The organism is Anaerobacterium chartisolvens (assembly GCF_003337415.1).
Taxonomy (GTDB): Bacteria; Bacillota; Clostridia; order Acetivibrionales; family DSM-27016; genus Anaerobacterium; species Anaerobacterium chartisolvens.
Genome location: NZ_QPJT01000014.1, coordinates 35,576 through 48,556, shown reverse-complemented (window position 1 = coordinate 48,556; position 12,981 = coordinate 35,576). Strand labels below are relative to the sequence as shown.

At 43.6% G+C, this 12,981-nt stretch carries 10 protein-coding genes; 2 read left to right on the top strand and 8 right to left on the bottom strand.

The window, feature by feature from the left end:
• Positions 1 to 42: 42 nt before the first annotated feature.
• Positions 43 to 1,476, bottom strand: coding sequence for an MFS transporter (locus tag DFR58_RS12775; RefSeq protein ID WP_114298244.1), 1,434 nt, complete (start codon positions 1,474 to 1,476; stop codon positions 43 to 45).
• A gap of 322 nt (positions 1,477 to 1,798) precedes the next feature.
• Here DFR58_RS12775 and DFR58_RS12770 point away from each other — a divergent pair, with 322 nt between their 5' ends.
• A complete protein-coding gene (locus tag DFR58_RS12770; RefSeq protein ID WP_114298243.1) occupies positions 1,799 to 4,096 on the top strand; it encodes an extracellular solute-binding protein in 2,298 nt (765 codons plus the stop codon).
• 148 nt (positions 4,097 to 4,244) lie between these two features.
• Positions 4,245 to 4,697, top strand: coding sequence for a chemotaxis protein CheX (locus DFR58_RS12765; protein WP_147273174.1), 453 nt, complete (start codon positions 4,245 to 4,247; stop codon positions 4,695 to 4,697).
• A 166-nt stretch (positions 4,698 to 4,863) separates the two neighbouring features.
• Here DFR58_RS12765 and DFR58_RS12760 read toward each other — a convergent pair whose 3' ends face one another.
• The 7 genes from DFR58_RS12760 to DFR58_RS12730 all read right to left on the bottom strand — a co-directional run bounded on the left by DFR58_RS12760 (position 4,864) and on the right by DFR58_RS12730 (position 12,972).
• The gene (locus DFR58_RS12760) at positions 4,864 to 5,973 is read right to left on the bottom strand and encodes an aldo/keto reductase (RefSeq protein WP_114298241.1); all 1,110 of its coding nucleotides are present in this window, start codon (positions 5,971 to 5,973) and stop codon (positions 4,864 to 4,866) included.
• A gap of 335 nt (positions 5,974 to 6,308) precedes the next feature.
• Positions 6,309 to 7,241, bottom strand: coding sequence for an Rpn family recombination-promoting nuclease/putative transposase (locus tag DFR58_RS12755; RefSeq protein WP_114298240.1), 933 nt, complete (start codon positions 7,239 to 7,241; stop codon positions 6,309 to 6,311).
• A 191-nt stretch (positions 7,242 to 7,432) separates the two neighbouring features.
• The gene (gene folE / locus DFR58_RS12750) at positions 7,433 to 7,996 is read right to left on the bottom strand and encodes a GTP cyclohydrolase I FolE (protein WP_114298302.1); all 564 of its coding nucleotides are present in this window, start codon (positions 7,994 to 7,996) and stop codon (positions 7,433 to 7,435) included.
• Positions 7,997 to 8,218: 222 nt separating this feature from the next.
• The gene (locus tag DFR58_RS12745) at positions 8,219 to 8,821 is read right to left on the bottom strand and encodes a hypothetical protein (protein ID WP_114298239.1); all 603 of its coding nucleotides are present in this window, start codon (positions 8,819 to 8,821) and stop codon (positions 8,219 to 8,221) included.
• A gap of 265 nt (positions 8,822 to 9,086) precedes the next feature.
• Positions 9,087 to 11,738, bottom strand: coding sequence for a cyanophycin synthetase (gene cphA, locus DFR58_RS12740; protein ID WP_114298238.1), 2,652 nt, complete (start codon positions 11,736 to 11,738; stop codon positions 9,087 to 9,089).
• A gap of 19 nt (positions 11,739 to 11,757) precedes the next feature.
• Positions 11,758 to 12,567, bottom strand: a complete 810-nt coding sequence (locus DFR58_RS12735) for a cyanophycinase (protein WP_114298301.1) — start codon at positions 12,565 to 12,567, stop codon at positions 11,758 to 11,760.
• 132 nt (positions 12,568 to 12,699) lie between these two features.
• Positions 12,700 to 12,972 (bottom strand): hypothetical protein, encoded by a 273-nt coding sequence (locus DFR58_RS12730; RefSeq protein ID WP_114298237.1) that lies wholly within the window; start codon positions 12,970 to 12,972, stop codon positions 12,700 to 12,702.
• Between the last annotated feature and the right edge of the window lie 9 nt (positions 12,973 to 12,981).

Sequence of the window (12,981 nt, the reverse complement as noted above, 5' to 3'; positions counted from 1 at the left end):
GCCAGTATATTTATGGAAAAGCAGGCTGACATTATTCAAGCGCTAAGCCTTTTCCCTGCTTCCCGATACGGCCCCTACCGATCTGGTCAGGCTTATTAGGGCACCTAGCATACACATAACAGCGGCAAATATAATAACCACCCTAAAGCCGTTTAAAAAACGGACGGCATCAAACGCCCCATTTTGCCCTGAAAAATTGTTAATATCCATATTAGAGGTAAAGGTAAAAATCAATACCGAAAGGGCAGTCCCCGAAACCATTCCAAGATTTCTGAACAAGGCATTAATTCCTCCGGCAATCCCAAGCTGTTCTCTTGGAACCGCGCCCATTACACTTGAATTGTTCGGAGACTGGAAAATCGCTCCTCCCGCGCCCAAAAGGGCCATCAGCACGGCAATTCTTAAGAAGGAGGAGCTTTCATTTAAAGCTGCGACCGCAAAAAGTACTGCGGTATTTATGCTCAGCCCAAGCACCGTAAGAGGTCTGTAGGAATATTTATCCGACAGCCTCCCGCTTATGGGAGCCACAATTGCGGAGGCGGCGGGGTAAAAGGATATTAGCAGCCCGGCAGCACGCGTATCCACTCCCAATACATACTGAAGGTAAAAGGGAATGAAAATCAGAGACGCACTCATAGCCACAAACGAAAGAAACGCAGAGCTCAGGCCAAGAGAAAACACCTTTATTTTAAACAGTTCAAGCCTTATCAAGGGGTTTTCCAGATTTTTTTCATAGCTTATAAATATAAACAGCAACGCAACTCCCAAAAGCAACAGAGGTATAAATATTTTAAGGGGCAAAATCCGCTCCTGAAGAAAGAGCAGGCTTATAAATAATAAAAGTATTGCGGTTACAAGCATAACCGAGCCTTTAAAATCAAATTTTTTTGTTTCTGCCGTCCTATGCATTTCCGGAATGGTTGTAAATGTTAATACTGCCCCCAATATCCCTATGGGTATATTAATCAGGAATATCGACTGCCAGTTGAAGGCATGAGTCAGAACTCCTCCAAGACTCGGTCCCACAAGGCTTCCTATAGCGACGGTAGCGCCGGTAATGCCAAGGGCCTTGCCTCTTTCATTCGCGGGAAATACCTCCGCTACTATCCCCTGGCTTAAGGCCATCATGGCCGATGCCCCTATGGCTTGCACAACTCTTGACAGCACAAGCATTTTAAGGTCTGCCGACAGTCCGCACATTAGTGAGCCTGCCGTAAAAATTATAAACCCGAATGCAAATATTTTTTTCCTTCCGTAAATGTCGGATATCTTTCCCCATACAAGCAGCAATACGGAAATTGTGAGGAGGTAGGAGGTTACAACCCATTGTACCGAGCCTATATCGGCTGCCAGCTCCCTTGATACAACGGGAAGCGCAACATTTACAATGCTTCCGTCCAAGGTAGCCATAAATATGGATACTGAAACGTTCAATAGTATAAGCCATTTATGAAAACTAGTTAATTCTCTGTTCATATGTATCTCTCTCCCATGCTAATATTTACAATATAATAAACCTATATTCCGCATTTGTACAGGCAAAATTTTGGCAAAAAGCTTTTTTATTTTACAAAAGCCAAATTTATGTAAATACTTTAAGCTTGCTTCTTTACTTTTTTTATGTTTACACGTATAATTTTGTATATAATGGTTCTTAATTACTCAAGGAGACAGGCGGAGCTTGCCGCAGCAAGGCACTTTTTTCAAAGCCTCATTAAAACCGTCAATAATGCACTATCTTTTTTACCGTTACAGACTATAGGTGCCGCCTTAAAATTACCGAAAGGATGATTAATTAATGTTTAAACGGCTTATATGTATTTTGACAGCATCAGCCATACTGTCCGGGCTCTGCGGATGCAGCGGGAGTGTCGGCGGGGGAGGCGAAAAAGACGCATTTTCGGATTGGTCGGCACAGTACTATGAGGAGAAGGAAATAGGCAAGGGGCTTGGAATCGAGAATGCCGGAACATCTCTTAACATCAACTCCTTAAACCAGGTCATCACATACGCATATAGGCCGGGTGACAGCTTTTATATTTTTGCCGATAAAACCGGAAAAAAAATAGATCAGCATAAATACATACTTAAGGGAAGCGGCTCACTGTTCACCATTAATTCAAAGGATAACCTGTACGTATTGGATCAGGTATATTCTCCCGATACTAAAGAAAGCAGCAGCAGAAAAATTTCATATACCCTAAATGTATACAATTCAAAGGGAAAGCAGCAAGGCTCCTTTATTCTGGGAAGCAAAACCTTCCGGCAGAGCCAGCCCTCTGTTACCGATATTGCAGTTGATTCAAACGGGATGGTATACCTGCTTTACCCAAGAGAAAAAATAGAGGTTATAAACGCCGACGGCAGAAGGGTTAATGAGCTTTCCGCCACAGGCGCGGACTTTATAGAGGTTGATTATGACAATAATCTTATTTGGGGAAGCTTTGACAGAAAGACCAGCAGATCCTCTTTAGAAAAGCTGGATCCAAAGACAGGTGAAAGCATATGGAAAAAGGAGATGGAGCCGGGGGATGTGATCAGGCAGCTCAAATGCGGCCTTAAAGATAAAAATATTTATGTTCTTGGCGATAAGGGAATAATGGCCTTCGACAGCGAGGGGGGCATTAAGAGCAATATTTTTGATTTCAGGCAGTCATCCCTTCTTGAACCGGGCGTTTCCATAAAGGATATGGCAATATCCCCCTCAGGCCACATATTTATGCTCGCCTTTCAAAGTGCCTCCGGCTCGGGCACAGCAGCCTCACCTTTGCTCTATTCATATACTCCCTCCGAGGGAGGTAAAAAATCCTCAGAGCAAAAGGTTCTGACTCTTGCCGTAAAGTTTTCCGATAGGGTTCTCGAATCCGCGGTAAGCAGGTTTCAGCGCGAGCATCCTGATATAAGGCTTGACGTAAAGGATTACAAGGCCTCATGGACAGGCTCCGGCAAGGACGAAGACCAGAGGGTGCAGAAGGCTCTGGAGGACTACCGCAGCATAAACACTGCCGGGCTTATGTCTGGAGCAGGTGCGGATATTATTGATATAAGTGGCCTTCCCTATAGAAAATATATCGACGTAAATTCGCTTGCCGATATAAACGGCATGATTGCACAGGATAAGTCCTTCAATATTTCCGACTACAGCCCGAACATATTTAACGCCTGCAAGTATAACGGCGGGCTGTACATAGTTCCCGTTACTTTTACGTTTAACATGCTTTCTGCAAGCAAAAGCATCCTTAAAAATGAAGCGGTAAGTGTAGATGATTCAAGCTGGACATGGCAGGACTTTATTTCCATCGCTCAGAAAATAACGGTGGACAAAGACGGAGACGGTACTCCCGATCAGTACGCACTTCCCAAAATGAATGGAAGAGAGCTGTTCTCATATATTTATAACATGGAATATTACAAGTTTGTGGATTATGACAAAAAAACCGCTGCCTTTGATTCGGGTGAGTTTGCCGAGCTGCTGGATTTTGCGCACGGGTTCTCAAAAAGAGGACTTAGCAGCCCCGAAATAGATTCCTCAAAGCTATGGGAAATGGGGGATTCCGGCACAATCGCCTTTACAGCTCAATATATCGCCGACTACTATAACCTCATTTATGCAAGAGCCATTTCCAACGGAGAAGTGGAGCTTTTAAGGTATCCTTCTTTCACTGGTACTTCAGGCTCCCTGATATTCACTCCCGGCAAGGCCTTTGCAATAAATAACAACTCACAGCTTAAGGCGGAGGCGTGGGAATTTATAAAGCTACTTCTTTCGGAGGATATTCAAAGCAGCTCAGAGCTTTATGAAAACCCTGTAAATATTCGTGCGCAAAAAGCAAAGGCAAAAACAGCAATAGAGGAATCGGAGTCGATCCGCGAAATGCTTAAAAGCCAATACGGAAGGGATATCGCCCCGCTTTCCCAGCAGGATATAGATACTATGGACAAAATTATATCAGAGCTGTCGGTATTCCCATATTCCGATCCCGAGGTGGACAAAATTATATCAGATGAAATAGATGAATTTTTCTCAGGCGGCAAGACAGCCGGGGAAACGGCAAAATTGATTCAGAGCAGGGTTACCGAATATCTGGCAAAGTAACTGCTATGCTCTTTCTAAGCGCCGCCGGCAGTATATTTATTTTTTAGCCCTAAAATTTTTTACACTGTTTACCGATGTTATAATTAACAAACTTTCTTTATAACAAAAGATGTTGTTGAAATACATGGGATAAAGGTTGGAAAAATTTATGGATGTAAAGTACGTTAACCCATTTTTAGAGTCCTTTACAAATACGCTGGGGCAGTTCGGCGTTTCGGATATAAAAAGAGCCGGCATAAAAAAGAAAGCAAACATGTATGTTGATTTGGAGATTTCTGCCGTAGTGGGTTTAAATGGCGGTATACAGGGTTATGTTGCTCTGTCCATGTCTCAGGATACCGCAAAAAAGCTGGTTTCCTCAATGATGATGGGAATGGCCGTAGCGGCTATTGATGATGTGGCTAAAAGTGCTCTGGGCGAGCTGTCCAGCATGATTGCAGGAGCGGCAAGTACGATGTCGGTGGCTCTGGGTGCTAGCTTTAGAACTATTCCCCCCACTGTTTTAACGGGCGCCTTCAATATATGTCCTCTGGAAGCGCTGGTAATTGATTTTGAAACGGGCCTGGGCAAGATAGAATTTAATATAGGGTTCACTATGTAAGAGCAATCGGCTCTTAAAAGCTGTATCGCTTCGGCATTTTCAAGCGCGAATAGAAAAACCTTGTGATATCGCAGATGAAATATCACAAGGTTTTTTTCCTTCGCCTTAAAATCCACTATTAAATGATATGAATATGTTAATGTTCTGTAATATCCGTTACTTATCGCTATTTTAAAAGCCCCTCATGGGCCTCCATTAGTTTTTCCGGGATGTCAAGGCCCTGAGGACAGTGCTCCATACAGACTCCGCACCTGATGCACTGATCCGCTCCAAGGCTTAATGGAATTATGTTATTTCTATACATGTCCCTGTCTACCCAGTGCTCCTTCATAATGTTGATGCTGTTATAAAGCTTGAATATCTCAGGTATGTCCACGTTTTGAGGGCACGGCATACAATACCTGCAGCCTGTGCAGCCTATGCTTTTATTGCTCTCATAGGCCTCCTTAATTTTTGCAATAAGCTCCATGTCCTCTTTGGACATAACATTGCAGGCTGCTCCTTCAAATATCGCAATATTATCCTTAAGCTGATCAAGGGTACTTGTACCGCTTATAATAACCGTGGCTTCAGGCATGTTGTACAGCCATCTGAAGGCCCAATCAACTATTGTTCTCTTTTCGGGGTATGCTTCTATAAGTCTTTTGGCCTGCTGGGGGATATTGTTGGCAATATACCCTCCCCTCAGAGGTTCCATTATAACCATTGCAGTTCCCTTTGACGCAGCGTATTTAAGTCCCTCGACTCCCGCCTGATAGTCCTGATCCAGAATATTAATCTGAATTTGCGCCATCTCCCAGTTATAGGAATCAATAATTTCTTTAAACAGCCCCTCCGTTCCGTGGAATGAAAATGCCTTATGGCGTATCTTGCCCTTTTGCACCATTTTGTCAAGAAAGGTTAAGCCGTCAAGCTGCTTTACCTTAACCCAGTTAGCATACTCAAGACTGTGAAGCAGGTATACGTCAATACAGTCAGTGCCAAGCCTCAGCAATTGCTCATCCAGATACTTTTCAAAATCCTCATGTCTCTCAACTTTCCATATGGGATTTTTAGTAACAAGCACGGCTTTATTCCTATACCCGTCCTTTAATGCCTTTCCTGTTATTCTCTCGCTTTCCCCGTATATATATGCCGTATCCAAATAATTTACTTCATTATCCAGAGCATATCTCACCATTTTTATGGCCTCTCCTTCATCGGATGGGAACCGCATACAGCCCAGACCAAACCTCGAAACCTTAAGACCCGTCCTCCCATAATCAACATACTGCATATTCTTAAAACCTCCATATTTAGTATTGTTATTTTCGGTATTCCCGAACAAATAATTTAAGTCTCGTAAGCAACAGCCTGTAACTATAATAACATAAAATCAACACTGGCAGTACATTTATTACAAAAATTACCTGTCCGCAGTTAGTGCGCCGCTGCATGATATATATCCGATATTTTAAATAATCTTCCGAAGCAATATCTTTAATGGTAATTTTTTTCTATGATTGTTGTACCGCCAATCTCCTTAATTGTTGCCATAGTTAAGGCAATATTAGGGTGAAAAATAATCACCCTGCACTTTGGAGTCCGCAGAGTGATTACACCAACGAAATACTATTTTATATTCTTAATCTCTTCCTCCGTAAGCCCTGTGACTCTGGCTATGTCGGAAGCTTTCATACCCATGCTGCGAAGATTCTTAACTATGCCTGTTGTTGCTTGCAGAGCCCCTCTCTCTATGCCTTTCTCTATGCCTTTCTCTATGCCTTTCTCTATGCCTTTCTCTATGCCCTCCTTCATACCCTCGTCTCTGGCAACCTTCTCCCTTGTTCTCTGATCCATAAGCCAGAGCTGCCTTGCCTCATACTCCAGCCTCTTTTGCTCGTCATTGCTTATAACCTGCAAATAATTGAACGCATCTCTTATAGTCTCATTCGTCTCAGCCATAATCTCCATCTCTCCCTTCGTCCTTGCTCCTATAAACTTCATCCAGTCTATAGACGGGTCATTCATATCCGTTATCCCAGTCCCTTCCCTTACCTTCTTAAGCTCACAGAAATGCACCTCAACCACATCCGTCAGCCTATGTCCCGTCTCATCCTCATTTAAGTGGTATACCGTGTGCATCTTATTCACAGGCAGAAATTCATAGTCCACTATATTTATTGCTATGCACTTTTTAAGTGCGTGAAAGGTTTCTCCCTCTTTTACCTGCGTCGTGTACATCTTGCCCAAATAGTACAGCGTCCTCTCAGCCATAAATACCGACGGCAGCACCTGTATCTCTATATCCACCTGCTTTCCTCCGGAAAACCTCGCGCGTATATCAAGTATACCCTTTTTGTCCTCCTCGAACATCCTCGGAAGCTCGGTGTTGATAATTTCTATCCCTTCAAACTCCTTCTCAGGCAGCCTCAGTATTGCACTCAGCAGCGATATCAGCCTTTCCTTATGCTTAATATCCCCAAACAAAAGCTTGAAAACAAAGTCCACAACAGGCAACATTATAAAGTCATTGTCTTGTACTGCTTTTGTATGCTTAGACATATGCTCTCCCCTTTCGCAGCCTTCAATATACTATTATTTTACCAGAAATCTTCATGCATTAACATAGATTTGTTTCTTAAATGTGAAGTAGGCTATAATATCTAAAAAATATATAAAGTAATTTACTGAAGAATAAATTCCCCGAAAAAAAGCTTCTTCATGCAAAGGAACGCCACGGGGGGCGTTCCCTACTAGATTCCTTTTATAAGAGACATGACCTCGGCTCTGGTTTTTGAATCGGTTTTGATTACTCCCCGTAATGCGGAGGTAACTGTTTTAGCACCAGGCTTTTTTATTCCCCTCATTGTCATGCATAGATGCTCCGCCTCTATCACTACAGCCACCCCAAGAGGGTCTATGGCCTCCATGATTATATCGGCTACCTGACTCGACAGCCTTTCCTGAAGCTGTGGCTTTTTTGCCACGATATCCACTATCCTCGCCAGCTTGCTAAGGCCCATAACCTTTCCCTTTCTTGGCAGGTATACCACACTTGCCGAGCCGACAAAGGGAAGCAGGTGATGCTCGCATATGGAATACAGCGGTATGTCCTTTACCATTACCATTTCCTCATGGTTTTCCTCTTTGAAAACCTTGACAACGTCTCTGGGGTCCATGTGGAGCCCTGCAAATATCTCCTCATACATCCTTGCAACCCTGTCGGGAGTTTCCACCAGACCTTCCCTGTCTGGGTCTTCTCCTATGGCCTCAAGTATTTCCCTTACCGCTGCCTTTATTCTATCTTTATCTACCACAAAGCTCACTCTCCTGTCGCCGGAACATGCTTTTTTAAAAATCAAATGCACGCGTTTCTCTATTAAGTCTATAAATATCATGTACACTATTTTACGCGCACAAAAGCCATTTGTCAAAGAAAAACACCCTCTTAGGAGGGGTCACTCCCTGCCTAAGAAGGTGTTTTTCTTCAAACAGCCCGTTATCATTGTTAAAGAGCGTTCAGGCTTTATGAAAATGCCTTATTGTATTGAATCAAATGTTTTTTTAAACCTTGCCTTTGCCATATCCTTTACCTTTTTAAATTTGCCGGATTTTTCAGTAATGCTCATTTCATCCTGATCCCCGCCGTCTAAGTTGTATTTGCCATATTCCAAAGAAACCACTGAATAGAAGCCTTCCTCCTCTACCTTTTTTAAAAACAGCAAATAGCTCTCTCCCTTTTTCATTACGGTATAGTAATCCCCTGTAATCCGCAAAACCTTTTTCCCAAGGGCATTTTCTATTATTGCAGCGGGCTGAAGTATGTCAGCACTTTTTAATTGTGAATCTCCCTTTATTACTTTCTTTACTCCAAAGGGCGAAACAGTGTATTCGTCCTCAATTCTTCCATCAGGATTATATTTGATTGTAGGAGGGCACTCTTCAAACTCTTTCAACGGCGTTGCTATTATAACCATGTCTGAATACTCACTAAGCTCTTCTATACTGGAATAGCCTGCGTATGCGGCTTTTATTCTCTGAATCTTCATAGGAGAAGCATAGTATATGCAAGCGAGTATGCATATAGACAGTAATGCGGCAAGTATAACAAAATTCAGAGGTTTTTTAAAAGTTTTCGCCATAATTAATACCCCCACTTCAATTTAACTTGCAATGCATAACCTTATCTGAAATGCCTGCTTTGTTTTTTGAATATGCCATAATCGGTAACCTCTTTAATTTATAAGTAATATATAAGCTGAATTTTTACTACTGTCCGCAACAATATAATAGTATAAATAATAGAAATTATTGTCAATAAACATACGCTAATTTTAATAAAGTATCTTAAAAAGTAAAATAAAGGTGTTTTTCTTCAAACAGCCCGTTGTTCCAGCTTAAAATCCGCTATCCCGCCGGCTCCGCTACCCTTATATCCACAGCCACAGGAATTTGTTCAAGCTCCTTTTTCAGCTTGCTCAAAAGCTCCACCGCAGGCTCAAATTCTTCATACAGCATGATTATGAAATCCCCCGGCTGCGCATCAAGTATCGCAGTCTCGAGAGCTTTTATCTCAGAATGTATGATTTTTACACCCTCGCGTCTTGCTCCTGCCTTTATTGCAGCATTGTGCAGCAGAGCGGCAACCTCCCCCCGCTTCCTCCCTCTTAAATCATCGTCCTCCTTGATATAAAGCGTGTCAAAGGCCCCTCCGCACATCTCCCCCACCTGGATTATGTTGCGGTCAAGCCTGTCCCCCGGCACCCCTATAACGCCTACAAGCCTCGAAGCATCCATTTTGCAGGCAAACTTTAAGACCTCCTTATAGCCCGAAGGATTATGCCCGTAGTCAAGCATAACCTTGAATTCTCCCATATCAAATATATTGAACCTTCCGGGATTTGTCACAGCGTCCGTCATAAATGTCTTTAAGCCTTTTTTTATTGCGTCTGTCGAAACATTAAGGGAATATAACGCCGAAGTAGCGGCAAGAGAATTTTCTATATTGCAGTCCAGTCTTCCTCCAAAGGTCATAGGTATGTCCTTAATACTCAGTATATTCTTCTTAAGACTGCCCTCACGGATGCAAATCCTTCCTCCTTCCACGTACACCGCCTTGCCTCCCTTGTTTAAATGCTTTTCTATAAGAGGGTTTTTGCTGTGTGCAGAGAAAAGAATTACGTTGCAGGCCACCCTTTTCAGCATATATTCAGCCATTGCATCATCCGCGTTGATTACCGCATACCCGTTGGGCTTTACGGCCTCTATCACCAGCGCCTTTACAAAGGCCATGTCCTCTAAGGTATTTACCCCCTCGGCCCCGAAATGGTCGTCTCCCACATTGGTTACCACACCCACATCGGCAAGGTCATATCCCAAGCCCTTTCTTAATATTCCTCCTCTGGCGGTTTCCAGCACCGCAGCGTCTATACTCCTGTCGGACAGCACCAGCCTTGCGCTTAAAGGCCCCGTGTTGTCCCCCTTCTGTACGCACCTGTCTCCTATATAAACTCCGCTGGTAGAGGTCATCCCAACCCTTTTCCCCTCCAGTGCCATAACGTGCCTTATCAGCCTCGCAGTGGTGGTCTTGCCGTTGGTACCCGTTACCGATACAATAGGCACTGAGTGCGGCCGACTCTTCGGAAACATCATATCCACTATGTCGGCCGCCACATTTTTAGGGCTTCCCTCCGTGGGGTATAAATGCATTCTGAGCCCCGGAGCGGCATTAACCTCAATAACGGCTCCATTGCAGCCGCTTATAGGCCGGGAAATATCCTCTGCCGTTATGTCTACTCCCGCTATATCCAGCCCCATTGCCCCGGCGGCGTTAATGGCGAGCTGGCAGTTGTAAGGGTGTATTTCATCCGAGCAGTCCCTTGCCGTGCCTCCAGTGCTTAAATTTCCGTTGTCACGAAGCTTTATGGCAACACCCTTTTGGGGAACTCCTTCCTCATCAAATCCCTGCCTTTTAATAACCTGTCTCGCCAAATTGTCAAGTTTTATTTTAGTTAAGGGCTTTTCGTGATCATCCCCTCTTAAGGGGTTAAGGTTTTCAATCCGTACCAGCTCCTTTATTGAATGTATTCCGTCTCCTACAACAACGGGAGGCGTTCTTTCAGAAGCTGCCGAAACCCTTCCTCCGATTATCAATATGCGGTAATCTCTGCCCTTTACGTATCTTTCAACAACAACCGCAGGGCCGTATCTTACCGCCTCCTTATATGCGGCTTTTACCCCCGTCGCATTTTTTATATTAAGGGTGACGCCCTTGCCCTGATTTGCATTATATGGCTTCAGTACTACGGGATAGCCTATTTCCTGCGCTACGGCAATTGCCGACTGCCCGGTATACGCGATATCGCCTGCCGGTACAGGAATATTACCCTGCATAAGTATTTGCTTTGTCAGATGCTTGCTGCCTGCCATATCAACAGCTATACAGCTTGGCTTATCACTGAGAGACGCCTCAATAAGCCTTGAGTATTTTCCGTATCCCAATTGCAGAAGACTCTCTCCTCCCACACGGGTAACGGGAATTCTCCTTTTTACGGCTTCATCATGTATGGCTCTTGAGCTTGGCCCAAGCTCAGACTCTGTGGCAATTACCTTCAAATCCTTCAGTATATCATTTACATTGGGACTTTTGCCCTTAACAAGGCATGAAACAATATTTACAGCCGCCCTGCAGCATTCTATGCCGTACCTCTCATTTTTGTATTCCACAACAATGTAATAAAGGCCCGGCTCTTCAATTATTCTCGTTCTGCCAAAGTATACCTCATAGCCCATTATGCTTTGAAGCTCTAAAATCAAGTGCTCTGTGACATGACCTATATACGTCCCCTCCGCGAGCCTTTCGGCGAAGCCTCCCTCATAGCCCAAGGAGCAGCAGTGCGCCTTCAGGCCGGGAAAGTTTTTCAAAAGTGCTTCATTAAACCCTGAAAATTCACTTGTGGGGTGCCTATACAAATCCTCAAAATCTATTACCATTTTAATTACCGGCTTATGACTGTATATGTTTCTTCCGGTAAAGCTTTTTATACTGCGAATGTGCACTTTGTATGTCCTCCTAATTCTAATGAAGCCTTAAAACTTCTCTGTTCTTCATATCAAATCCATAGCCAAAGGGTAAAACGTGAAGGGTTACATGGCTTATAGCAAGGATTTCATCAGGCTTCAGCTCAGATACATTTGAATTTTTGATGGTTTTGCCGTCTACAACGGTAACAGCATTTGTCCCCAAGACCTCAAAATGCGCGTCGGGGTATACCCTCACTGCTGTGTCCTCGTCTATGCCTATCCCCAGTATATACGGATTTTCAGCAACACCGCACAGCAGCCTCCCTATCCTTCCCCTTTGCTCAAAATGCTGGTCAATTATAGCCTCCTCAAGAAGCCCCAGTCCCGGCGCCATTTTGAGGGTGCATTTCCTTGCCGCGTCATTGCTGTTTCCATCCACCACCATTGTTCCGCTCATCACCGACGCTCCCGCACTGGTGCCTATAATGGCCACTCCCTTTAAATAAGCATCGTGCAGGGCCTTATAGACCTTTGTCCCTCCAAGTATACTGGTTATACGGAGCTGATCGCCTCCCGTAAAAAATATTCCAGAGGCTCTTGAAATAATCTGTACGTTTTCTTCCATGTTGGCGTCATCCCTTGTGTCTATATTAAGTATGGAAATGTTGCTTATACCAAGCCTTCCAAATACATTCCGATATTCCCGTCCCGCTTCGGCAGGCTTTTCGGTTGCCGTTGTAAGAACTGTAAGATCCGCATTGCTTCCGCCTATTATATTTACAACGTTTTTTAGTATGCTGCTTTCCCCATACTTATCCTCGGCTCCTCCTATAATAATCAAATTCCCCTTTGTTTTCTCTCCCATCAGCGCCTCCGAACCCTCTGTATTTTGCATACTGCTTATTTTTTCCATATCAATACTAATTATTCTTAAATTTAAAAATTTACACAAAAGAAAAAAGCCTTTGCACAAGGTAAATGCCAATGCCCCTTTATATTACTTAAATCCTAAAAAATCCCTTGTATGGCCTATAAGCTCACTGCCTAGAAAAAGCCCCATGCCCATAAATGCCATGCTTGCAATAATTATACGCACTCCTGTTCTGCCCTCGCTTGGTGTATATAATATTCCCATTACCACTCCCAGCGTTCCAAATATAAATGGATAGGCAAACAATGACATTATTGCGGCACTCCAGCCTATCAAAGGTAAAAAAAAGCCTTTCGCCACCTCTGCAAAATTCTCCTTATTGCTTTTACTATGACTCATAATAATCAC

Bases quoted from the DNA above. Each gene is read 5' to 3' on its own strand.
- DFR58_RS12775 (WP_114298244.1), bottom strand. From the start codon at position 1,476: ATGAACAGAGAATTAACTAGTTTTCATAAATGGCTTATACTATTGAAC.
- DFR58_RS12770 (WP_114298243.1), top strand. From the start codon at position 1,799: ATGTTTAAACGGCTTATATGTATTTTGACAGCATCAGCCATACTGTCC.
- DFR58_RS12765 (WP_147273174.1), top strand. From the start codon at position 4,245: ATGGATGTAAAGTACGTTAACCCATTTTTAGAGTCCTTTACAAATACG.
- DFR58_RS12760 (WP_114298241.1), bottom strand. From the start codon at position 5,973: ATGCAGTATGTTGATTATGGGAGGACGGGTCTTAAGGTTTCGAGGTTT.
- DFR58_RS12755 (WP_114298240.1), bottom strand. From the start codon at position 7,241: ATGTCTAAGCATACAAAAGCAGTACAAGACAATGACTTTATAATGTTG.
- DFR58_RS12745 (WP_114298239.1), bottom strand. From the start codon at position 8,821: ATGGCGAAAACTTTTAAAAAACCTCTGAATTTTGTTATACTTGCCGCA.
- DFR58_RS12735 (WP_114298301.1), bottom strand. From the start codon at position 12,567: ATGGGAGAGAAAACAAAGGGGAATTTGATTATTATAGGAGGAGCCGAG.
- DFR58_RS12730 (WP_114298237.1), bottom strand. From the start codon at position 12,972: ATGAGTCATAGTAAAAGCAATAAGGAGAATTTTGCAGAGGTGGCGAAA.